The following is a 22,873-nucleotide window of genomic DNA, read 5'->3' as shown; positions in this document are numbered from 1 at the left end:
GCGAGGCCGTTCCGGGAAGGCGAAGCGTGCGAACGACTACGCGACTGCCGATCGAGCAGCGACTCGGCAACCTGGTCAAACGAGCCGAGCAGGTGGTCATCGCCGGCAAGACGGCCGTCCTCCGTGACCTCGACCTGACCGTCCCGCAATACAGCGCCCTGCTCGTGCTCGGCGAACATCCCGGGATCTCCGGGGCCAACCTCGCCCGGCGCTGCATGGTCACCCCGCAGACGATGGCGACGATGCTGGCCAACCTGGAGACGCGCGGGCTCGTGGAGCGCCGCCGTTCGGAGGACCACGGTCAGGTCCTGGTCTCCCGGCTCACCCGAGCCGGGCAGACCCTGCTGCGCAAGGCCGACGAGCGAGCCGTCGAGCTGGAGCAGCGCATGGCAGACGCGTTCTCCGACACGGAGCGGGACCAGCTCCGGGAGTACGTGGAAAGACTCATCTCCGCGATCGAGACCGCCGGTCGGTGACCCGCGCGGTTCCGGCCGCGCCACCACGGGGGTTCACCATGACCAGGCACCATCTCCGCCTGCACGCCGCGACACTGGAACTGCCGGGTACCACCGACACCCTGGCCTCGGCGATCGCCGAGGGCCGGCTGCGGGGCCGCCACCCCGAGGCCGATCCGGCGACGACGCTGCCGGCCACCGACGGCAGCCCGGTCGATCTCGCCGCCGCGGCGGCCCGGACCACGCTGGACCGCAGCGGTCAGCCGGCCGCCGAGGTCGAGGACCTCTACTACGCCTGGACCTACTTCCAGGGCGCCCACTTCTGGTCGCCGGCCCACGCGCTCGCCGACCGGGCCGGGCTCACCACGGCCAATCCGATCGGCCTGCAGCAGATGTGCAACGGCGCCGGTGCCGCACTGCACCTGGCCGACCGGGCAGCCCGGGCGGGCACCGCGTTCACCGCGCTGATCTGCACCGGTGACGCGTTCCGCGGGCCGGGCTTCGATCGCTGGTCCGGCGACTACGGGGTGCTGTACGGCGATGCCGGGACGGCGGTGCTGGCCGTCCCGGCATCGCATCCGGCACCGCCCGGCGGACCGTCGAGCACGCTGCTGAGCCTGCACACCGGCGCGCTGCCGCATCTGGAGAGCATGCACCGGCCGGCCGCAGCGGCCCCGGAGGACTCCTGGCCGGTCGACGTCCAGGCGACCAAGCGCCGTTACCTGCAGGAGAACGGCAGCGAGGCGCTCGCCGAGGCGATGCGGGGCATGGTGGGCAAGCTGCTCGCCAAGGTGCTCTCGGACCTGGCCGAACAGGGCCGGACCGCGGACGGGGTGGTGTATCCGCCCCGGCTCATGAATGCGACGCTGGATTCGCTCTACGTGCCGGCGGTCGCCGCACTGACCGACCTGCCGCTGCGCCGGCTCGGCCCGATCACCGGACATCTCGGCGCGGGCGACCTGATCGCCAATCTGGCCGATGCCCAAGCCCGCGCCGACCGCGTTCGGACCGATATTTTCATCAGCGCCGGAGCCGGATTCACGATTAGCGTCGCAGCAATGGAGTCCGGCGTAAATTGTGTGTGAAGTCCGGGCGCATCAGACGCCCGGACTTCACACACAATTGCTGAGGGAATGCGTTCGACACGCATTCCCGGCGGCGTCATTTCTTTCGAACCGTTTCGACGGTACGGCACACGGAAAGGCGCCGCCGGGTGACACCGGCCGGGCCGATGTCACCCGGCGGCGCCGGGTTCCGCTTTCCGTCAGACGGTGACGAGTTCCTCCGCGTTGTGCCGGTCGAGGACGATGTCGATGGCCGCCTCGGCCCGCCGGGTCTCCTTGCCCTCCACCACCGAGGACTCGAAGGCGGTGTACTCGATCGCGACCGAGGCACAGCGCCGGCCGGCCTGTGACAGGTCGACCCGCACCGCCATGGCCAGCCGCTCCGGCCGGTCCACCTCGGCCCGCTCGACGTGCAGGTCGAGGGTCGCGCCGATCGGGAACAGGAAGTTCTCGAAGGTCACGTTCATCGAGTTCAGCACGTAGTAGTAGTGGTTCTGCGGCCAGACACTGGCGTAGTACCGCTCGGTCACGGCCAGAAACATCTGCCGCGCGGCCTCGACCGAGACCATGCCCTGCACGTGCTGGCCGGTCTGGTGGTCGAGCAGCAGCTCGTTGTCGTTGTGCACCCGCAGCGAGCCGGCGAAGTGCCCGTCGCCGACCCGGTGCAGGCCCGCCACCAGGATGTTCGTCTCCCGGTGCTTGTGCGCCTCGCCCCGGCGCACCAGCGGCTCGGTGCGCGCCTCGATGGTGATGCGATCCTCCAGGCCGCGGCGGGCGAGCGCCTCCGCCAGGTGGTCCCACTCGTACGGCCCGACGCCGTCCCCGGCGACCAGCACCAGGTTCTCGTCCAGCGTGTCCAGTGCTCCGCTGCCGAGGGACCGGGTGAAGCCGCTCAGCGTGCTGACCCGGTCATGCTGCTCCAGACCGCGGAAACGATCGCCGACGATACAAATCTTTCGCACGATGACTCCTCGCTGAAATAAACAAGTTACGACGCGGCCGGAAAGGCACGCCGAACCACCGGCCGGTCAAGAGACCGCCGGCGAACAGCAGAAGTCGCCCCCGATTTCCGCCGGGCCGCGCAGGATGCGGGCCACAGTCGCGTTCGGACTGAACGTAGTTGCTCGCTACTTTGAGTGTCAACACCATTGCACCGTCGCCGGGGTGACACTTCCAACAATGGGATGTGCGGGCGGTCACAATCACTTTCCGGACATCCGCATTGACCCCGGCCGAGGCCGTGGATACTTTCGAGCAGCCGATCACACAATTAGCAAAACAATCCGGTTGTTTGCGGCCGATAACAATTGATCTTCATTCGGGGGACATCATGAGCACCGCCATCGCCGTTCCGGCCCCGGCCGGCTCGCCATCGACCGGGCATCAGCCCACCGGCATCCTGGGCACCGGCTCCTACCTGCCGGAACGCGAGGTCAGCAACGACGACGTCGGCCGGCCTGCCGGTGTCGACCACGAGTGGATCATCGGCAAGACCGGGATCCGCAGCCGTCGCTGGGCGGCACCGTCGGAGGCGACCTCCGACCTGGCCGCCGAAGCCGGGCGCCGGGCCCTGGCGAACGCGGGCCTGACCGCTGCCGACATCGACCTCATCGTGGTGGCCACCTCCACCCCGGACCATCCGCAGCCACCCACCGCCACCCTGGTGCAGGCGATGCTCGGCGCGACCGGCGCGACCGCGTTCGACCTCAACGCCGTGTGCAGCGGCTTCGTGTTCGCCCTCGGCACCGCGGAACGCTTCGTCGCCGGCCGGGAGGGCTCCCGTGCGCTGGTGATCGGCGCGGATGTCTACTCCCGCATCCTCAACCCGGCCGACCGGCGCACCACGATCCTGTTCGGCGACGGGGCCGGCGCGGTGGTGGCCGGCCCGGTGGCACACGGCTCCGGAGTGCTCGCCCACCGCCTGATCAGCGACGGCGGCCGGGCCGGCCTGATCGGGGTGCACGGCGGCGGCAGCCGTTCGCCGCTGACCGTGGACGGCCTGAACGCCGGGAGTCAGTACTTCACCATGAACGGCCGCGCGGTCCGCGATTTCGTCGCCGCGCACGTCCCGGTGCTGGTCCGGCAGTTCCTGCGGGACAGCGGAATCGATCCGGCGGAGATCCGGCACGTGGTTCCGCACCAGGCGAACGGGCGCATGCTGGACGACCTGGCCACCGACCTCGGCCTGCCGGACGCGGTCGTGCACCGGACCGTGGACCGCTACGGCAACACCGGTGCGGCGTCGGTCCCGGTCACCCTGGACAGTGCGGTGCGCGCCGGTCACGTCGAACCCGGCGATCTGGTGTTGCTCGTGGCCTTCGGCGGCGGTATGGCCGTCGGGATGAGCCTGGTCCGGTGGTGAGCGCGGTGACAATCGCCTTCTTCGACGTCGACGAGACCCTCGTCGACACCAAGAGCATGTTCGACTTCCTGCGTTTCCACCTGGCGTCGCGGGGCGACGACGGCACCCGCTACGACGAGCAGGCCGGTGCGTTGCGCCAGGCCGCGTCGTCCGGGGTTCCGCGCAGCGAGATCAACCGCGCCTACTACCGGCTCTTCGCCGGCGAGAGCTGGAACGGGCTGCTGGCGGCCGGCGAGCGCTGGTACGCGGAGCTGCTCACCCGTCCCGCTCCGTTCCTCGCCGAGGGGATCGCCGCGCTCCGGTTCCATCAGGCGGCCGGTCACCAGGTCGCCCTGGTCTCCGGATCGTTCCGGCCCTGTCTCGGCCCGGTGGCCGCACACCTCGGCGCGGACGTGGTGCTCTGCACCGAGCCACTGATCGACGACTCCGGCCGACTGACCGGCGAGGTGGCGATGCCGATGATCGGGAACAACAAGCGAGCGGCGGTCCTCGGCCTGATCGCCCGGCGGGGCGCCGACCCGGCCCGCTGCTTCGGTTACGGCGACCACTCCAGCGACCTGGCGTTCCTCGCCGAGGTCGGCCATCCCACGGTCATCGGCCGCGACCCCGATCTGACCGCGGTCGCCGAGCGCGAGGGCTGGCCGATCCTTGCCGCGACCACCTGCGCCACGGTGGAGGCCCGGCCCGCGAGCCGTACCTGAGGCGGCCTATCGGCCGCGCTCAAGGTGCCGGAGCTACAGCTCACGGGTTGCCACCGGCGGACCCGCGGGCCTGCCACACCGCCGGCCCGCGTCTCGGCCGCCCCGGCGGACTCGCGGGCCTGCGGCAGCCGGCTGGGGAGGGTGCCCTGAGGGTGTGCGGGGACCGGACGGTCCCCGCACACCCCGTGGATCAACTGCCGGAGATGGTGAACTGGGAGCCCGGCTGGATGACGATGTTGCCGTCGGCCGAGTTGGTGATGGTCACGCCGGACAGGACCGCGTTGCCGCGTGCCCCGCTCATCGCCAGGATGCCGGCGCCGTTGTTCGACCTGTCGATGCGTACGTTCGTGATGGCGACGTTCGGCATGTTGCCGCCACCGTTCTTGAACTGGATGCCGTCGAAGGTCGAGTCGATGATGTCGGTGTCACGGATGGTGACGCCCGTGATGTCCTTCGTGGACGGGAACAGGGTGATCGCACCGAACTCCTGGTCCTCGTTCCAGAACGCGCCGCCGGTCCGGTACAGCCCGTTGTTGGCCAGCAGCGTGGTCCCGGAGAACGGCAGCGGGCTGTGGTCGGTGGCCAGCATGATGCCCGGGTAGTTCGCCGTGTCGTACACCAGGTTGTTCTGTGCGGAGTTGTTGTGACCGCCGTAGATGGCGATGCCGTTCGCCCGCCACGGCAGCTGGACGGTGTTGTTCAGGAAGTGGTCGTTGTTGTTGATGTCGACGTTCTGGTCCTTCACGTACGGGTTGGCCCAGATCGCCAGGGCGTCGTCGCCGGTGGTCCGGAACGAGGAGTTGAACACCCGCGAGTTACGCGTGCCGTTGGAGAAGTTGATGCCGTCGGCGTACGTGTTGCGGATCCGCATTCCGGTGAACTCCACACCGTCGCCCGGGTTCCAGTACGCGGGCGTGTCCGAGTAGTCGCGGCCGACCCAGGCACCGACGTTGACGTGCTCGATCCACACGTTGCTGATCTTGGTGTTCTTGCCGAACCGGCCGTTCAGCCCGTGGCCGCGGTTGGCCCGGTTCTGCGTGTTACCGAAGATCGCCAGGTCGGAGATCTGGGTGTTGTCGTCGATGTCGAATCCGACGTTGCCCTCGTGCGGATGGTTGATGTTGCCGCTCACCTGATGCGGCTGGGTGTTCGTGTAGAGCCGGGTGTGCCACATGCCGGCGCCGCGGATCACCACGTTGCGGATGCCCTTCTGGTTCCACTGGCCGCGCGTGGGGTCCGGCGAGAGGATCTTCTGCTCCTGCCGCCACTGGCCGGCCGGGATCCAGACGCAACCGATCACGCCGTTCTCGTCGTCGGTGACGGCGCGCTGGATGGCGGCCGTGTCGTCGAGCCCGTCGTTCGGCACCGCGCCGTAGTTGGTGATCGAGACGCAACCGGTCGGCTGGCTCAGCGCCGGGGCCACCTGCTCCAGGTCGATCGTGTCGATGATGTAGAAGCCCGCCGAGTCGCCCGAGTCGCGCTGCAGCTTGAATCGGGTACCCGCCGGGTACGACTGCCCGAGCAGCGCGTTCGACTCGTCGAAGAGCCGGCGCGCGTCGGCCTGCGGAGTGTTGGACAGCGACTCGGTGTCGTCGGTGGTGCCGTACACCCAGCTGTTGCGCGAGCTCAGAGTCAGCTTGCGGTTGAACACGTCGTTGACGTACAGGCTGATCGTCCAGTCCTGACCCCCGCCGCTCGCCGAGTCCGGCACCGAGTTGCGGACCACGATCGAGTTGGCCTGGTTCGCCGAGGTGAACTCCACGAACTGCCCGGTGCTGTTCAGGCGTACCGACTGCCGGCCGGAGGACTCGGTGGCGAAGTTCGTGTGCCCGAAGGTGCGCAGCGGATCGGCCTGCAGCAGCGTGCCCTGGTAACGGGCGGCCTCCGCCTCGTAGGAGACGTACGGTACGGCGGCGCCCCGTCCGACCACGATGGAGCGGGACAGCGTGTTGTTGTTCTCGTTGGTCTCCGCGACCGCACCCGCCGAGTCGGCCGTGGCCACGGCGGTGGCACCGCCGCTGGTCGCCGTCCACGTGCCGCCGATCGTCACGGTCGTGGTGGCACCGGCCGCGATCGCCGGGGTCGCCCCGGTCAGCGTGGCCGATCCGACGGCCACCCGGGTGGTGCTGGCGCCCGCGGCGCTGATGCCGCGGTTCTGCACGGCGACGGTGAAGCTGACCGCCGCCCCGGCCGCCGGGTTGGCGGGCGTCATGTTGATCGCAGTGACCTGCAGGTCCGGGCCGGGCGACTGGCCCACGACGAGCGGTGATCCGGCGGTGAAGGTGTTGTTGTCGTTGTTGGTCTCGGCCACGGCGTTCGCCGGGTCGGCCGTCGTCGAGACGGTGTAGCTGCCCTGGGCCCGGGCGCTCGCGCTGCCGGTCACGGTGGCCGATGCCCCGGCCGCGAGCGCGGGCACGTCGGCACTCGCCACGACGGTGCCGCCCAGTTTGAAGTCCACCTTGGACGCCGCCGCGGCGACGGTACCGGCGTTACGGACGACAGCGGTCAGCGTGATCGCGGAGGTCTCGTCCGGAGCGGCCGGGCTCCACGTCGTCGAGGTGACGACCAGGTCCGGCGCCGGCGCCCACGAGCCGATCACCTGGAGCTCGGCGACCTGGCCACCGGGTGCGCCGTTGTTGCTGAAGAACTGCAGCCGTACGTCGGAAGCCCGCCCGCTGACCGGGACGGTCACCGTGTTCTGGTTGCCCGACGGGTTGAAGCCGTAGTCGGCGCGAGGCTTCAGCTCGGTGAAAGCGGTGGCCGTACCGGCCCGGCCGAGCACCTGGAAGTTCTGGGTCCGCGGGCCCCAGGCCGGGTCCGGGTTCAGCTTGACGACGATGCCGGTGACGTTCGCGTCGGCGCCCAGCTTCACGGTCAGCGTGGACGGGAAGCCCGCCGACTCCCAGTAGCTGTTGAGGTTGCCGTCATTGGCGTTGGCCGCCACGAAGTTGAACGTCGTCGAGGATGCCTCGATCGCCTTGCCACCGGCCAGGTTGGCGCCGGTCGGCGGGTCGGGATCCGGGTCCGGGTCGACCGGGCCGGCCACGCCGTAGATCTCGAACTCGGCCAGCTGCCCGGCCGGCCAGCCGGTGTTGGCGGTGATGTGCACCCGTACGTAGCGGACCGTCGCAGCGGCGAAGTCGATGGTGACCGTGTTGCCGGTCGCCGGGTTGAAGACGCGTCCGGCAGAGGCGGAAAGAGTGCTGAACGTCGAGCCGTTGGTGCTGCCCTGCACGCTCAGCGTCTGCGTGCGGGTGGCCCACGCGGACGGCGGCGGCAGCTTCAGCTTGACCTGGTCGATTGCGACACTGCTGCCGAGGTCGACCTGGACCCACTGCGGGAAGACGTTGTTCGGGCTCTCCCAGTAGGAGTTCTGATTCCCGTCGTTGACGGCGGACACCGGCTGCGCCCCGAGGGCGCCGCTGGCGGTGACCGCCTTACCTGTCGCGAGGTTGGGGCCACCGGCCGCGTGGGCGGCCACCGGCGAGAGGCCGAAGACGGCCAGGCCGGCCGCGAGCGCCACGCTGACCAGTCTTCGGCTGAGGATTGTCGGCTTCATGGGAGTCCGTCCTGTCGGACCGGCGCGGGGCGCCCACTGAAGCGGGCGCCCCGCACCGAGGGGAGCGGGAGGGGGAAGGTGCGCCGAGGTGCGATTTTCCGGCGTGATCACGCAAAATTTCGTCGAGCTGCCAACTTTTTGCGAGCCGGGGGATTCAATGTTTCAGATATGTCATTGGTTCGTCAACGTTGTGCGTCCAGTCCCTGCACCGGGCCGCATCCGAACGCAAAGAAAGCCGACCGGCGATCCGGTTTGCCCGTACCCTGCGCGGGTATTGATGCCACCGCGCTGCCCAGACCCTTGCAGCCCTCGTCCTCAACCTCGCTCCCACCCCGATCGAGTCGGGAGCACACTGCAAGGGAGTCGCGGAATGAGCATCACCGGTTCCTCTTCCACCGGGTCACGACGGTCCACCGGCGCGGCGCCACCCCGCGACCCGGCGTACGCCGGAGAACATCCGAAGGCCGCCGGCAGCGACTTCGCCGTACTGAACCGGCGTATCACCGAGGCGGGGCTGCTCGAACGGCGCCCGGCCCACTACGCCGTACGGATGAGTGTCGTGGGATCGATGTTCGTAGCCGTGTGGCTGGCGTTCTTCCTGATCGGACCGTCGTGGTGGCAGCTGGTCGTCGCCGCGCTGATGGGGCTCGTGTTCTCGCAGGTCGGCCTGCTGGCGCACGACGTCGCCCACCGGCAGGTCTTCCGGACCAGGAGAACCAGCGAGCTGGTGGGCCGGACCGCCGGCAACGTCGCGATCGGGATGAGCTACGGCTGGTGGGCCGAGAAACACACCCGGCATCACAACAATCCGAACCATGACGATCTCGATCCGGACGTGCAGCCGGAGGTGCTGATCTGGGCGACCGAGTCGGCACTGGGCCGGCGCGGACTGAAGGCCTTCGTCGGCCGGCACCAGGCAGGCCTGTTCTTCCCCCTGCTGACGTTACTCAGCATCGACCTCCGGATCTCCAGCATCAAGGCACTCGTACGCCCCGGGATGAAGCAGCGCGGGCTGGAGGCCGGCTTGCTGGCCGTGCACCTGGTGACTTACGTGGCGGCCCTGGTCGTAGTGCTGTCGCCCCTGCAGGCGCTGGCGTTCCTGGTGGTGCACCAGGCGGTCTTCGGGGTGTACCTCGGCATGACGTTCGCCCCGAACCACAAGGGCATGCCGCATCCGACCGGCGACGAGGACTACCTGCGCAAACAGGTGCTGACCTCCCGCAACGTCACCGGGGGGTGGCTCGTCGACACGCTTCTGGGCGGCCTGAACCACCAGATCGAACACCACCTGTTCCCCGCCATGCCGGCACCGAACCTGCGCAAGGCCAGGCCGATCGTCAAGGCGTACTGCGCGCAGGTGGGCGTCCCGTATGTGGAGACGAGCCTGGTCGAGTCGTACCGGCAGGCCTTGCGTCACCTGCACGAGGTGGGCAGCCCGTTGCGGGCCGCCGCGGCGGAGCGGAAGGCATCGCCCCCGGACGACGGCGTCAGGACCGGGTCGGGCCGGGAAGTGCGGTCGGGTCGGTGACGATCAGCTCGGCGACCACGGTGAGCCGCTGATTGTTGTTACGGGCGTAAGCCCGGATCACGCGGAACGCCTCATCGACGCTGATGTCGCGGACCTGGGCGAGAGCGCCTTTGGCCTGCTCGATGATGATCCGGGTGTTCAGGGCTCCCTGCAGCTGCTCGGCGAGCGCCTCGCTGCGGCGGATGGCGCGTTCCTGCATCAGGCCGATGGTCGCGACGTCGGCCAGCGCCTGCATGACCGGCACATCCGTGGGCTCGAAGGCTCCGCCGGTGGAGTTGCCGAAGATGTTCAGGGCGCCGATCACCTGCGTACGCAACCGCAGGGGAAAGGCGTGCACGGACCGGAAGCCCGCCTGCACCGCATGCACTGCCTCCCGGTGGCACCTGCCCCAAGCAGCCGCTCGTCCGTTGCCGCCGTCCCCTCCTCGCCGGCAGGTCGACCAGCGGGACCGCATCCATCATGACCAGCCGGTGACGTTCTCGGAAGGTTAATCGTCGCCCGCCGATGGAGCGCCGCTCCCGGCGGTTCGAACGGGCGACGGACGGCGCAGCAGCAGTCTGGTTCCGCGGGCGCTGCTGGTGATCTCCAGATCGGGGCAGATCCGCCGGATGAGCCACAGTCCGGCCTGATGCCCGTTGGGGTCCGGAGGCCCGCTGGGGATCTCGAAACCGGCGGGCATGCCGGGACCGTCGTCGCTGACCTCACACCACACGCTGCCCTGATGAGTCCAGAGCCACAACCGGCCGTTGACGGCGTGTTGCTCCGCGTTGACCGCGGCCTCGTGGACGGCTCTCAGAAAGCTGTCGAGTGCCGAGCCGGACAATCCCGCACCGAGCAGCCACGGCCGCACACGCGAGCGCAGCCCCGCAAGCGAATCCATGGTGATCGGCTGCACCAGCAGGGGCGACGTGGCGCCGTTGTCCCGGCCGGCGGTGGGGAGGCAGGCCACCACCTCCCGGGCGGCAGCCCGCAGGCTCCGGCCGGTGCGGGTGGCATGGCGGTCCAGCTCCCGCAGTGCGGTGTCGACATCCACGCCGAGGATCTCGGCCAGAATGCCCCGCGCCTGTTCGATCGCCACTCGCCCCGTCAGGACCGACTGGGACTGGGCGGCCAGGGTCGTGCGGTACCCCGCGTCGCGCTGTACCAGCAGCCCGACCGTGGCCACGTTCGCCAGCGCCCGCATCAGGCGCAACTCCTCGTCGGTGAAACGACCGGGCCGGTGCCGCAGCACACTCACCACACCGATCACCTCGTCACGGACCCGCATCGGCACCGCTGCCACCGACCCGAACCCGCTCATCCGGGCCTGCGCGGCGAACACCGCCCACCGGAGATCGGGAACGTCGAGGTCGACGTCGAACATCGGATCCCCCGTGACGAAGCACCAGCTGGCCGGCGCGGACGGCGCCTCGAACAATTCCTCGCCCGAGATGTGTACGGGTGCCGCGGCCAGCAGCCGCAGAGTTCCGCGTTCGTCAGCGACCATGAACCCGGCCGCCTGCGCGGTCAGGAGGCGTACACCCCGCTCGGCCACCCAGTGCAGCAGCCCACCGGTATCCAGGTCGGCGACCAGCGTGTCGGACATCTCGACCAGGAAGTCCATCATCGCCGCATCCTCAGATGCGCTCACCGAAACTCACCCGCCCTGTCGTCGTCGTCCAGCTCGTTGAACCGCAGCCGGCGGGCCACCACGTCGGCGGCCACCTCGTCAAGCTCACGGCCGGTGGCGAACGTGTACGCCCGCAGCCGGGCCAGCGCATCCTCGACCGGCACCGCGAGCTGGACGCTGGTCATCCCGGTGGCCTGATGCACCGCCGCCCGCTGCAGCAGATATCCGCCGGGCCCCTCGGCCAGCACCGGATCGCCGTCCCCGCCGGCCAGAGTTTCGGCAAGCAGCAACTCGGTGACCGCGTCCGCGAGGACCAGCGCGTCGGCGAGAGTCTGTTCGGCCAGCCCGCCCGCGGTGTCCCGATAAAGATCCAGAACTCCGACGCGTGCCGTACCCACGCGCAATGGCAACGCGAACACCGCCTGCGCGCCGGCCAGTACCGCCGCCGGCGCGAACGCCGGCCACTGCTCCTGCCACACCGGTGCCTGCAGATCCTCGGCCAGCACCGGATCGGATCGCGTGTACGCGTCGCGGCACGGCCCCTCGCCGAGAAGGAATTGCAACTGTTCCACCCGGGCGCTGATCGGGTCACTCGCGTAGCGAACCTGCCGGGTGTGGGGCGCCATCACCGTCACGCCACCACCGCGGACCCCACCGAGACCGGAGAGACAGGCGTTGCACAGACTGTCCATCGGGGCCGTGGTCGGCCACCAATCGTTGCACCCGTAGCCGGCGCTCCGAGTCATCCACAGAGATCACGGCCGACTCCGAGCGAGCGCACGCACCGGTCCACCATGACGGAACCCTCCGCCCCCACCCCGAGGCATTCGATCGGATTCGGATCCAGCACCACGAACTCCTGGCATCCCGCCGAGAACACCGCCGGATACAGCAGATCTTAGAACCTACGCCGGGATCGAGCGATCAGCCGCATCGGTCCCGCCGGCAGTACACCTCGGCCGGGGCCCGGCCGGCGTGCTGTCGCAACGGTCCCGTTCCGTCCGCCCGGGGGGGGGGGGGTGGCTGTCACTGCGCCTCACCGGCGTGGCGGGGCAGCCAGATGGTGAACGTCGTCGTGTCCGCGTCCGGTTCGCTGACGGTCAGAGTCCCCTGGTGCTGTTCCACGATCGCCCGGGCGAGCGTGAGGCCGAGACCGGAACCGGGAACGCCGCCGTGGCGCAGCTCGTCACTGCGGTAGAACAGTTCGAAGACCCGGGCGTGCTGGTCGGCGGGAATTCGCGGACCGGTGTTGGAGACCGCGACCACGGCGGTGCGCTGATCACCGTGAACCGTGATCCCGATGCTGCTGTCCCGGGGCGCCCAGGTTCGTGCGTTGCGAAGCAGCTCCTCGATGGCGGTGCGGATCCGATCGGCGTCGGCGTCGGCGTAGACCGGGCCGGATGCCGGGGTGTCGAGTTCAACGGTGGCGGCCGGGCCGTCCCGGACGCCGGCGGCGGCCCGGACTATCTCGACGAGATCGACGCGGCGGCGCCGCAGGGGTATGTGCCCGGCTCTCATGCCGGCCACGTCGAGCAGGGTCGCGACGAGCCGGTTGAGGTCCGCCGCACGCCGATGGATCACCTCCAGCATCTGCTGCCGGTCGGCGGCCGGCATGTCGGGTTCGGCACGCAACATCTCAGCGTTTGCCTGGATACCGGTCAACGGGGTGCGCAATTCGTGACCGACCAGAGTGATGTACTCGTCACGGCTCTGTTCCAGCGCGGTGAAGGACTCGTCGGCGCGACGCCGTTCGAGGAACTCACCGAGGTGCGCGGCGATACCGACCAGAATCGCCGTACGCATGTCGTCGGGCGTCTCGTGATGGTCGCTGTAGCAGATCAGTACGCCGAGGACCGATGAGCCGCTGGGAATCGGCACGGCGAGTGCGGCACGCAGCGGGCCCCAGTCCGTCTGGGCGGCGGTGAGCGGATCGGCGCTGAGTCCGTCACCCACACCGGTGTCCTGCTCAGCCAGGCGCGACCGGCCAGACCCTCACCCGCGAGGAGACCGCCGATGCGGTCGAGGCCGGCCACCGCGCGCCCCTGTGGCTGCCAATGGCTGCGCCGCCGGATCACCTCGCCGACCGCGTCCGTGCTCCAGAACTCGGAACCGGCCCAGCCGAGCATCACACCGACCAGGTCGACGGCGCTCGCAAGGATGAGTTCCGACGGTCCCGGCTTGCCGAGGAGCTCGGAGACGGCGACCTCGCAGTCCTTCAGCTGTTTCGCCCTCGTCAGCAGCGTGACGTCATGGAAGGCCACCACCGCGGCGAGCCGCCCCGCCCCGTGCACCGGAACGCCGTGGGCCAGAAAGGTCCTCGGCGGGCTGCCTTCCGTCCGTACACACACCTCGGCATCCCGCACGGATTCCCCCCGCAGCACCCGGGCCATCGGATCCTGCTCGACGCCGACCCGCCGGCCGCCGACATCGAGGAACGCCATCCCGGTGCGCCCCGCCTCGCCGGTTCCGGCCGGTTCGCCCACCGCGTCGACGAGGCGTTCAGCTGCCGGGTTGACCAGGATCGCCCGGCCGTCGTGAGCACAGCCGAGCACCGCCAGGTCGAGATTGTCGAGGACAGCCCGCAGCTCGCGGTTCCGCTCGGCCAGGTACCGCCACCCGCCGCCCGCGGGGATGTCGTCCTCGCCGGCGTCGCCGCGCAGCTCCCGCACATCAGGCGGGACCTCGTCGGCCCGGCACACGATCCACGCCAGTCTCCCGGACTCGTCGAGCACCGGCACGTTGACCGGCGCCCAGTAGCGGACCCCCTCGCCCGCGGCCGCGTACTTCTGGACCGGCATGACGTCGGCCACCAGGCCGTCGGCGACCCGCCGCAGCGAGGCGGCCCAATCGCCACCGCCGGCCGTCCCGGGCTCGTGCGGATCATCGGGGAACACCGCGAGGACCGACCGGCCCAAGATCACTTCGCGCCGCGTCGTCGTCACGGCCAGGAAAGCGTCACTCGCCTGCCGGATCGTCAGATCGGGATCCATCACCAGCAGCGCCACCGGTGCGCTCTCGAACAGGCGCCGGAAGTCCGGCTCCCCCGCCGCGGTCACGACGGGCCCGCCCCTCCGCACGACGACATGCGGCCCGCCGCTGTCGCGTGCTGACGGGTCGGAGCGCTGACCCACGCCGGAGAACCGGCGCGGGAGAGGTGTCAGCTGAACCCTGACATAACGGGAAAAGTGAATCACGGGGCCGACCACCGGCGTCGGCCCCGTTCCGAAATCTTGACGAACCGGGTTCGTCAGCCCTTCAGGAGCTGCCTCGCCATCACGATGCGCTGCACCTGGTTGGTGCCCTCGTAGATCTGGGTGATCTTGGCGTCGCGCATCATCCGCTCGACCGGGTAGTCGCGGGTGTAGCCGTAGCCGCCAAGGATCTGGACCGCGTCGGTGGTGATCTCCATGGCCACGTCGGAGGCGAAGCACTTCGCGGCCGCGCCGAAGTAGGTGAGGTCGGCGTCGCCGCGCTCGCTCTTGCCGGCCGCCGCGTAGGTGAGCTGGCGTGCCGCCTCCAGCTTCATGCCCATGTCGGCCAGCATGAACTGCAGGCCCTGGAAGTCCGCGATCGCCTTGCCGAACTGCTTGCGCTCCTTGGCGTACCCCAGAGCGAAGTCGAGCGCGCCCTGCGCGATGCCGATGGCCTGCGCCGCGATGGTGACCCGGGTGTGGTCGAGGGTCTTCATCGCGGTGGCGAAGCCGGTGCCCTCCTCGCCGATGATGCGGTCGGCGGGGATGCGCACGTTGTCGAAGTAGACCTCGCGCGTCGGTGAGCCCTTGATGCCGAGCTTCTTCTCCGGCGCGCCGAAGCTGACGCCCTCGTCGGACTTCTCCACCACGAAGGCGGAGATGCCGCGGGACCGGGCGGACGGGTCGGTGACCGCGAAGACGGTGTAGTACTCGGAGACGCCTGCATTGGTGATCCAGCGCTTCACGCCGTTGAGCACCCAGTGGTCGCCGTCGCGGACCGCGCGGGTGGTCATCGAGGCGGCGTCCGAACCGGCCTCCGGCTCGGAGAGGCAGTAGGAGAACATGCCCTCGCCGGCGGCGACCTTCGACAGGTACTTGGCCTTCAGCTCCTCGGAGGCCGCGATGATCAGCGGCATGGTGCCGAGCTTGTTGACCGCGGGGATCAGCGATGACGAGGCGCAGGCCCGGGCCACCTCCTCGATCACGATCGCGGTGGCGAGGGCGTCCGCGCCGGCACCGCCGTACTCGACCGGGATGTGTGGCGCGTGGAAATCCGCGGAGCGAAGGGCGTCGTACGACGCCTTGGGGAACTCTCCCGTCTCGTCGGCCTCGGCGGCGTGCGGGGCGACCCGCGCGTCGCAGATCTCACGCACGGCGGCGCGGATCGTCTCGTGGTCCTCCGGAAGCCGGTAGACGTCGAATTCAGCCATGCCCTTAACCTTCCCTAAGGTCGTCCCGGGGCAATGTTACCGGTGCGTAGCGTGCCCTGGGCAACACTCCGGCGTGTGCCGAATATCGCCGCCCCATCAGGGCATGCTGGGAAACCGCCGGGTTCGGGGTCGTTTCCACAGATCTCCGCCCGCTTGAGACTGTTCTAATGAGGTGTCTGAACGGCATGCTCTAACTGCAGAGAGCGGCCTGGGGTGGTCGAGGAGGTCCTGTGGCGGAGGCTGACGAGCCCGACGACTACGTTGACGAACAGCTTGCTCGTATCGACGCCTCCATAGCGGACCTGAAGATCCGGGACATGCAGGCCGCTGCCGAGCGGACCAAGATCGCGAGCAAACTGCAGGCCGCGCTGTTCCAGCGGGACATCCTCGCGCACGCCTCGAAGCAGCAGAAACAGAAGGGCACCAAGAGCCGGCGCACGCCCACCACGCGCCGCCGGCCGCCGGAGGACTTCCCGCCGCCACCGCCGCCCGGCGCCCCGCAGGCCGACCAGCCGGAGGAGCGCCGGCCACCGCGACGGCAGGCGCCACCACCCGACTGGGCCGAAGCCGGCACCGCACACACCGGGCCGCCCGGGGTCGCAACCGACGGCGTGGCCGTCCTGGTCGACGACCCGCCCCCCACCGAGAAGGTCGAACGGCCCACCCCGCCGCCGCGCCGCCCGCCGCTGGCCACCATGGAACACCCGCCGGAGGCCTCCACCCAGTCGGTGCAGAACATCCTGCTCGTCCTGGGCGCGCTGCTGCTCGGTGTGGCCGCCGTCGTGTTCGCCACGGTGGCCGTCACCAACCCGTTCGGGCGGGCGCTCATTCTGGCGCTGTGCACCGGGATCGCCCTGTCGGCGGCCCCCGGGGTGGCCAAACGCGGACTCAGCTCGACCGGTGAGGCGATCGCCGCGATCGGTCTCGTCATGCTGCCGATCACGCTCTACGCCCTCGAGGGCAGCCCGCTGACCGGCGGCGACGTGCCGACCGCCCTCTACCTCGGCATCACCTTCGCGCTGACCGCGGTGGCCGCCTTCCTCTACGCCGCGGTGACGCGACTCACCGCCCCGCGGTACGCGACCGTCATCGCCACCCAGCCGGTCGCGCCCCTCCTGGCGTACCCGATGATTCAGAGCCCGGCCGGCTGGGGCCTCGCGCTGACCGTCGTGGCCCTGCTCGACCTCCTGCTTCTCACCCGCGTGATCCGGGCCGGACGGCTGGTGCCGAAATGGCCGCTCGGACGGCCGGTCGGCGCCGACCGCGTGTCGCTCGCCGAAGCGGACGCCGACGGTGAACGATTCGCGCGACGCGACGGCGCCCCCGATCCGGCGGACCCGGCGGCGTACGCGGCGGACGCCCCGCCCCGGCCGGAATCCCGCCCCGAAGAACCGGACCTGATAATTCCGGGGCTGAACCGGCCGCGCCGCCGCTGGCTGCCGACCCGGATCTTCCCCGGGCCCCGGCCGCAGGGCGCCCCGCCCGCCGGTTCGATGCCGCTGCCACCGCCGGCCTCCCCGCCGTCCGCGGACTGGCTGCGGGAACTCACGTTCGCGCTGCTCTGCTTCGCCTGCGCGGGAGCGCTGCTCTACTCGTCGGTGGCGTTGCTGCAGGCGGAGGTGCTGGGCGACGCGGTGCGGTCCGGCCTGATCCTGATCGCCGCGGCCCTCACCGGGGTGGCGGCCGCCCGCCTGCTCAAGCAGCCGACCGCGATGAACGTGGCCGGTGCCGTGCTCACCCTCGCGGTGATCGGCGCGATGGCCCGGATCGCCGGCGTGATGTCGCCGAACTGGAGCGTGGTTGCGGCCGCCGCGACGGTGGCGGCCGCCGGCGCGGTGATCGGCATGCTGCCGGAGACAACGCGGCGCGGCCCGCAGTACGCCTCGACCGTCGCGCTCGTGCTGCTCGGCCTGGTCGTGGGAGTCGACGCGCTCCGGGCGGCGGTCGCCCCGGTCGCCGCGGCGCGGCCGATCTGGAATGCGGACACCGCGGCGTACGCCCAGAAGCTCGCCGACGCGGTCGGTGACTCCGGCTGGCTGCTGGCATTCAGCGCCCTGCTCATGACGATCGCCGCGGCTCTCGCGCTGCCCGCCTCGATCCGGCACGAGGGTGCGGTGGCCGGCATCGCCGTGACCGCCCTGGCCGTACCCGCCTCGCTGGGTCTGCCCTGGTCAGAGGCGCCGTGGCCGCTCGTGCTGGCGGCCATCGGCCTGGGCGCGGCCGGTCTGTGGGCGAACACGCGGCGGACCGCTGTGGCGCACGTGACCGCGGCCGGGGTGGTCGGCCTGTTCGGCGCATGCGCCGCGCTGAGCGCCTCATGGCTGACCGCGGCCGTGCTGACCGCGCTGGCCGGGGCCGGTGTGATGGTCGCCATCGCGGCCCGGCAGATCCCGGTGCGGCTGTTCGCCTGGGTGATCGGTGACTGGGCCTCGGGTGCCGCGGCGCTGGCCATCCCGGGTGCCGCGGTGACCGCGGCGCTGGCCGTCTCCGACCCGGGCGGCGGCCCGCCACCGAACGCCGGTTCCACCGTTCCGGCGCTGGCCGCCGGATTCCTCGCGGTCGCCGGCACGCTCAGCTACGCGGCCGTCTTCCAGGTGGCCCGCCGCGAGATCAGCCTGCCGATGACCGTCGGTACCGGGCTGGGCGCCGTCGCGATGGCGCTTGCCGCCCTCTTCGCACCGGGCGCCGCCGCCCCGGACGTCTGGGTGGGTGCTCTCCTGCTCGGCGCGGCGGCCCTGCTCTTCTTCGCCAAATCCATCGACAACCGGGGGCGTACGGACCGCGTGCTCGACGGTCCGGACATCGCCGCCGCGGCCGCCACCGTGGCGATCTGCGGTGCCCTGGCCCGGGTCGCCGCGCTCGCCTTCCCGGACGCCCCGCTCGCGGTCGCCGCTGTGATGGTGCTCTTGGTCGGCATGGGCGTCACGATCCTGCCCGGCGACTGGCGGCCCGGCCCGGCCCGCGGACTCGGCATCGCCGCCCTGGTGGTGGGCGTCATCGCCGGCTGGATGGCCCTGGTCGGCGGGCTCAAGGTGCTCTCGCTGCCGGGCCGGTTGTGGGAGGCCGACCTGTCCGCCTACCCGGCCGCTCCGGAGGCGGGCGCGTGGCAGGCCCCGTTCGCGCTGGTCATGGTCGCGATCACGGCCGCGATCGCGATGCCCCGGCCCTGGTCCCCGTACGCGTCCGGACTGGCCGCCGCACTCGCCACGATCGGTACCCCGTACGCCCTCGGCATGCCGTGGTGGTCGCCCCTGGTCGTCGGTGCCGCGGTCGCGGTCGCGTACGCGCTGGCCGCCGTCGCCACGGCCGACGCGCACGCCGCCCGCGCCCGGGCCGGCGTGGCCGCCGTGGTGATGCTGCACGCCGCCGCGGCCGGTCTGGCCCGCCCCTGGTCGACCGCGCTGGCACTGCTGACGATCGTCCTGCTCGGGGTGCTGGTGGCGGCCGCCGCCCGGATCCCGGTGAAGGCGCCGCCCACCTCGTTCGAGGACACGGCCGAGCTGGACGAGACTCCCGCGACCGCCCCGGACGGGCTGCTGCCGGCGCACCGCGCCCAGATCGGCGGGGCGGCCACCGCCTCGGTGCTGCTGGCGCTGCCCGGTTTCCTGGCCGCGCTCGCCGCCAGCCGTGGCCACGGCCTCGAGGTGGTGCTGACCGCCGCGCTGGCCGGTTCGACGCTGGGCCTCGCGATCCTCGCCGCGGTCGGCCGCTACCTGCCGCAGTACCTGCCGTGGGCCACCATCGGCGTCGTCCTGGGCGCCACGATCACGGCGCTGGCCTGCATCCCGACCGACTACCCGACGGCCCTCTACGCTGCCGCCGCCGCCCTGGTGGGGGTGCTCGCCGAGATGCTGCGCGGCGCGGTACCGCCCCCACCGTCGCCGGTGCCCCGGGTCGCGCCGTTCGACGACAGCCCAGCCGCGAGCCGGTACATGCGTATCCGCCGCTCGGGGTGGGGTGAGCGCTGGCTCGCCGACCCCGCTGCCGGCGCCGTCATGCTCGCCCTGCTGCCCACCCTGCTGGCGCTGTTCTCGCTGGCCCCGGCCCTGCGCGCGGCCCTGGTCGACCCGCTCGGGCAGCTGAGCGCCATCTGGGACGGGCCGATCCCGGCCCTGGCCGACCCGGCCACCGGCAACGTCGACGGCACCAGCGCACTGGCGGCGGTCCTGCTCACCGGGGCGGCCGCGCTCGCGGTGGTCGGCTTCGGCGGCAAGACCTCCGAGGCGGTTCCGGTCATCCTGCCGGGGCTCGCGCTGACCCTGCTGATCACCCCGATCTCTCTGCACGCCGGCTACCCGGCGGCCACCGGTGCGGCGCTCGTGGTGTTCACCATCTCGATGCTGGGGCTGGCGCTCACCCCGCCCCCGGTCGCGCATCGGGCGCCGCTGCTGCGCACCACTCGCGGGATCGTCTTCGCGACCGGTCTGCTGGCCGGCGGCGCGGGGCTGGCCGGCAGCCTCGCCCAGGAGTCGCTGACCCTGTTCACACTTGGCAGCGCGGTCGGAGTCGGCCTGGTGGGGGCGCTTGCCGGGCGTACCCAATCGGCCCGGTTGCTGGGTTGGCTCTTCACCGCGTTCATGGGCCAGATGTTCGTGATGGCGGTGGCCATCTCGGCGGGCCTGGAACGGCACTGGGCGTCTTTCGGCGTGCTGGCGGTGGGCGCGATCCTGCTGTCGCTGGAGGCGGCGCTGCCCCGGCTCGGCCTGCCGCAGTACCGCGCCGAGGCGATCACCGTCGAGTGGAGCGGGTACGCGTCGGCGGCCGTCGCCGGTGTGCTCGCCATCGACTCCCCCGCGCATCTGGCGGCGCTGCTCGCGGCCTGGGGCGCGGTGCTGGGCCTGACCGCGTCGCGGCCGGACCGCACCCCCAGCCAGCGGCGCACGATGTTCTGGGTGGCCGTCGGTTTCGAGATCGCCGGCTGGTGGCTGTTCATCTCGCTGGCCGAGGTGGGGCTCCCGGAGGCGTACACGCTGCCGTTCGCGGCGCTGGCCCTGGCGGTCGGCGTGGTGGAGGCGCACCACCGGCCGGATCTGAGCAGCTGGGCGGCGTACGGCCCGGCGCTGCTCGCCGCGTTCGTGCCGACGATCGGGATCGTGCTCGCCGGCAACGGCGGCGACCTGCGGGCGGTGCTGCTGCTGCTCGGAGCGGTGGCGACGCTGATCATCGGCTCGCGCAGCCGGCAGCAGGCGCCGGTCGTGGTGGGCACGGTGGCCACGGTGGTCGCGGCGCTGGCGTTCGCGTTCACGCTGGGCGGCCCGTGGCTGATGCTGATCCCGGTCGGTGTGGTCCTGCTCTTCCTGGGCGCCTCGAGCGAGAACCGGCGGCGTACCCAGGAGTTCCGCGAGGTCCTCTCCAAGATGCGCTGACCCCCGGCCGGCCCGCACCGCTGTCTCAACCCCACCAAGACAGCGGTACAAGCCAGCCCCAAAAATCCGGCTGGCCCCCACCCGCTGGGCGCGGGGTCAGCCCATCAGGCGGTCGCGCAGTGCCGCGTCCTTCTCCGCGACCAGCTTCTCCAGGCCCGCCTGGAACTCGGTCATCCGCTGCCGTATCTCCGGATTCGACGCGCCGAGGATCCGGACCGCGAGCAGCCCGGCGTTGCGTGCCCCGCCGATCGACACGGTGGCCACCGGCACACCGGCCGGCATCTGCACGATCGACAGCAGCGAATCCATGCCGTCCAGATGCTTCAGCGGCACCGGGACACCGATGACCGGCAGCGGGGTCAGCGCCGCCACCATGCCCGGCAGGTGCGCGGCTCCACCGGCGCCCGCGATGATCGCCCGGATGCCGCGGTCGGCCGCCGACTCGGCGTAGTCGACCATCTTCCGTACCGTCCGGTGCGCGGAGACCACACCCACCTCGAACGGGATGTCGAACTCGGCGAGAGCGACCGCTGCCGCCTCCATGGTGGGCCAGTCGGAGTCGCTGCCCATGATGATGCCGACGACGGGGTTCATCTACACGCCTTCCTGAAGCCACTTGGCGGCACGAACTGCCCGCGCCCGCACCTGTGCCAGATCGTCGCCGAGCACCGTGACATGACCGATCTTGCGACCGGGCCGGACCTGCTTGCCGTAGAGGTGCACCCGCGCCCCCGGATCCGAGGCGAACAGGTGGTGCAGCCGCTCGTCGATGGAGATGCCACCGGGCTCGCCGCCGAGCACGTTCGCCATCACCACGAACGGCGCCGTCAGCGCGGTCGAACCCATCGGATAGTCCAGCACGGCCCGCAGGTGCTGCTCGAACTGCGACGTCCGGGCGCCCTCGATCGTCCAGTGGCCGGAGTTGTGCGGGCGCATGGCCAGCTCGTTCACCACGATGCCGGTGTCGGTCTCGAACAGCTCGACCGCGAGCAGACCGACCACGCCCAGCGAGGTCGCCAGGTCGATGGCCAGCTGCTGCGCCTCCAGGGCCCGTTCCTCGGACAGGCCGGGCGCGGGCGCGACCACCTCGACGCAGATGCCGTTGCTCTGCACGGTCTCCACCACCGGGTAGGCCGCGACCTGCCCGAACGGCGAGCGCGCCACCAGGGCGGCAAGCTCGCGCCGGAGGGCCACCTTCTCCTCGACGATCAGCGGGATGCCGGTCGACACCAGATCGTCGGCGGCCTCACGGGACTCGACCATCCAGACGCCGCGTCCGTCGTACCCCCCTCGGGTCGCCTTGGCCACGATGGGCCAGGACCCTCGGGCGAAGGCCTCGATCTCCTCGCCGCTCGTCACGCGGGCCCACCGCGGAACCGGCGCGCCGAGAGCCGCGAGGCGCTCCCGCATCATGCCCTTGTCCTGGGCGAAGACCAGCGCCTTCGAGCCGGGGAAGATCTTCACCCCCTCGGCCTCGAGCGCCTCGATGTGCTCCGTCGGCACGTGTTCGTGGTCGAAGGTGACGGCGTCGCACCCCTTCGCGAACTCACGCAGAGCAGCGAGATCGGTGTGCGTACCGATAGGGACGTCGGCCGCGACCAGCGCGGCGCTGTCATCGGACTTCTCACTGAGCACGCGCAGTGACTGGCCGAGAGAAATGGCGGCCTGATGGGTCATACGGGCCAGCTGCCCGCCTCCCACCATGCCGACTACAGGCAGACCGGTTCGGGTATCCATCGCGACGCCAGCCTAGCGACGCCGCAGATCAACCCCCAAATCAACCCCGTCCGGCGGTACGCCCAAGCACGCCCGAACCCAGCTGGTCCC

At 70.9% G+C, this 22,873-nt stretch carries 16 protein-coding genes; 6 read left to right on the top strand and 10 right to left on the bottom strand.

The features are described from left to right. The first annotated feature begins 26 nt into the window (after positions 1-26). Positions 27-476: a MarR family transcriptional regulator gene (locus AB0G04_RS30075; RefSeq protein ID WP_360989332.1), complete on the top strand. Its 450-nt coding sequence runs from the start codon at positions 27-29 to the stop codon at positions 474-476. Between the two features lie 38 nt (positions 477-514). Beyond that, a complete protein-coding gene (locus tag AB0G04_RS30070) occupies positions 515-1,540 on the top strand; it encodes a hypothetical protein (RefSeq protein WP_360989329.1) in 1,026 nt (341 codons plus the stop codon). 179 nt (positions 1,541-1,719) lie between these two features. Here AB0G04_RS30070 and AB0G04_RS30065 read toward each other — a convergent pair whose 3' ends face one another. Beyond that, complete coding sequence (locus AB0G04_RS30065) at positions 1,720-2,481, bottom strand: AfsA-related hotdog domain-containing protein (RefSeq protein WP_360989326.1); 762 nt, start codon at positions 2,479-2,481, stop codon at positions 1,720-1,722. A gap of 368 nt (positions 2,482-2,849) precedes the next feature. Between AB0G04_RS30065 and AB0G04_RS30060 the strand changes: the two genes are divergently transcribed. Both AB0G04_RS30060 and AB0G04_RS30055 read left to right on the top strand, forming a co-directional pair. After that, entirely contained in the window at positions 2,850-3,881 is a 1,032-nt protein-coding gene (locus AB0G04_RS30060; protein ID WP_360989323.1) for a ketoacyl-ACP synthase III, read from the top strand. Further along, positions 3,878-4,582, top strand: a complete 705-nt coding sequence (locus AB0G04_RS30055) for an HAD-IB family hydrolase (RefSeq protein ID WP_360989320.1) — start codon at positions 3,878-3,880, stop codon at positions 4,580-4,582. The genes AB0G04_RS30060 and AB0G04_RS30055 overlap by 4 nt, the downstream gene beginning before the upstream one ends. 190 nt (positions 4,583-4,772) lie before the next feature. Here AB0G04_RS30055 and AB0G04_RS30050 read toward each other — a convergent pair whose 3' ends face one another. After that, positions 4,773-8,141 (bottom strand): CARDB domain-containing protein, encoded by a 3,369-nt coding sequence (locus tag AB0G04_RS30050; RefSeq protein WP_360989316.1) that lies wholly within the window; start codon positions 8,139-8,141, stop codon positions 4,773-4,775. A gap of 370 nt (positions 8,142-8,511) precedes the next feature. On the opposite strand from AB0G04_RS30050, the gene AB0G04_RS30045 reads away from it, so the two are divergent. Further along, positions 8,512-9,669 (top strand): acyl-CoA desaturase, encoded by a 1,158-nt coding sequence (locus AB0G04_RS30045; RefSeq protein WP_360989314.1) that lies wholly within the window; start codon positions 8,512-8,514, stop codon positions 9,667-9,669. Here the strand turns inward: AB0G04_RS30045 and AB0G04_RS30040 are convergent. From AB0G04_RS30040 to AB0G04_RS30015, 6 genes are all read right to left on the bottom strand, one after another. Further along, entirely contained in the window at positions 9,629-10,006 is a 378-nt protein-coding gene (locus AB0G04_RS30040) for an ANTAR domain-containing protein (RefSeq protein ID WP_360989311.1), read from the bottom strand. The two genes, AB0G04_RS30045 and AB0G04_RS30040, sit on opposite strands and share 41 nt — an antisense overlap. Before the next feature lie 150 nt (positions 10,007-10,156). Continuing rightward, on the bottom strand, positions 10,157-11,299 hold the full coding sequence (locus AB0G04_RS30035) for a GAF domain-containing protein (RefSeq protein ID WP_360989308.1): 1,143 nt from the start codon (positions 11,297-11,299) through the stop codon (positions 10,157-10,159). Next, the gene (locus AB0G04_RS30030; RefSeq protein WP_360989305.1) at positions 11,296-11,970 is read right to left on the bottom strand and encodes a GAF and ANTAR domain-containing protein; all 675 of its coding nucleotides are present in this window, start codon (positions 11,968-11,970) and stop codon (positions 11,296-11,298) included. Before AB0G04_RS30030 ends, AB0G04_RS30035 begins: the two co-directional genes overlap by 4 nt. A gap of 334 nt (positions 11,971-12,304) precedes the next feature. Next, positions 12,305-13,231 carry a HAMP domain-containing sensor histidine kinase gene (locus tag AB0G04_RS30025; RefSeq protein WP_360989303.1) on the bottom strand — a complete coding sequence of 309 codons (927 nt, stop codon included), beginning with the start codon at positions 13,229-13,231 and terminating at the stop codon, positions 12,305-12,307. After that, positions 13,117-14,334: a PAS domain-containing protein gene (locus tag AB0G04_RS30020; RefSeq protein WP_360989300.1), complete on the bottom strand. Its 1,218-nt coding sequence runs from the start codon at positions 14,332-14,334 to the stop codon at positions 13,117-13,119. The genes AB0G04_RS30025 and AB0G04_RS30020 overlap by 115 nt, the downstream gene beginning before the upstream one ends. Positions 14,335-14,525: 191 nt before the next feature. Next, a complete protein-coding gene (locus AB0G04_RS30015) occupies positions 14,526-15,680 on the bottom strand; it encodes an acyl-CoA dehydrogenase family protein (protein WP_360989298.1) in 1,155 nt (384 codons plus the stop codon). A gap of 230 nt (positions 15,681-15,910) precedes the next feature. Between AB0G04_RS30015 and AB0G04_RS30010 the strand changes: the two genes are divergently transcribed. Then, positions 15,911-21,046, top strand: a complete 5,136-nt coding sequence (locus AB0G04_RS30010; protein ID WP_360989295.1) for a hypothetical protein — start codon at positions 15,911-15,913, stop codon at positions 21,044-21,046. A gap of 96 nt (positions 21,047-21,142) precedes the next feature. Here the strand turns inward: AB0G04_RS30010 and purE are convergent, their stop codons facing one another. After that, positions 21,143-21,640: a 5-(carboxyamino)imidazole ribonucleotide mutase gene (gene purE / locus AB0G04_RS30005; protein ID WP_360989292.1), complete on the bottom strand. Its 498-nt coding sequence runs from the start codon at positions 21,638-21,640 to the stop codon at positions 21,143-21,145. After that, positions 21,641-22,783 carry a 5-(carboxyamino)imidazole ribonucleotide synthase gene (locus AB0G04_RS30000; protein ID WP_360989289.1) on the bottom strand — a complete coding sequence of 381 codons (1,143 nt, stop codon included), beginning with the start codon at positions 22,781-22,783 and terminating at the stop codon, positions 21,641-21,643. It abuts the gene before it with no gap. Between the last annotated feature and the right edge of the window lie 90 nt (positions 22,784-22,873).

Source organism: Actinoplanes sp. NPDC023801 (assembly GCF_040639655.1).
Classification (GTDB): Bacteria; Actinomycetota; Actinomycetes; order Mycobacteriales; family Micromonosporaceae; genus Actinoplanes.
Note: the sequence above shows the minus strand (reverse complement) of the source record. Positions and strands in the feature narration are given on the sequence as shown.

Bases quoted from the DNA above. Each gene is read 5' to 3' on its own strand.
- AB0G04_RS30070 (WP_360989329.1), top strand. From the start codon at position 515: ATGACCAGGCACCATCTCCGCCTGCACGCCGCGACACTGGAACTGCCG.
- AB0G04_RS30060 (WP_360989323.1), top strand. From the start codon at position 2,850: ATGAGCACCGCCATCGCCGTTCCGGCCCCGGCCGGCTCGCCATCGACC.
- AB0G04_RS30050 (WP_360989316.1), bottom strand. From the start codon at position 8,141: ATGAAGCCGACAATCCTCAGCCGAAGACTGGTCAGCGTGGCGCTCGCG.
- AB0G04_RS30045 (WP_360989314.1), top strand. From the start codon at position 8,512: ATGAGCATCACCGGTTCCTCTTCCACCGGGTCACGACGGTCCACCGGC.
- AB0G04_RS30030 (WP_360989305.1), bottom strand. From the start codon at position 11,970: ATGGACAGTCTGTGCAACGCCTGTCTCTCCGGTCTCGGTGGGGTCCGC.
- AB0G04_RS30015 (WP_360989298.1), bottom strand. From the start codon at position 15,680: ATGGCTGAATTCGACGTCTACCGGCTTCCGGAGGACCACGAGACGATC.
- purE (WP_360989292.1), bottom strand. From the start codon at position 21,640: ATGAACCCCGTCGTCGGCATCATCATGGGCAGCGACTCCGACTGGCCC.
- AB0G04_RS30000 (WP_360989289.1), bottom strand. From the start codon at position 22,783: ATGGATACCCGAACCGGTCTGCCTGTAGTCGGCATGGTGGGAGGCGGG.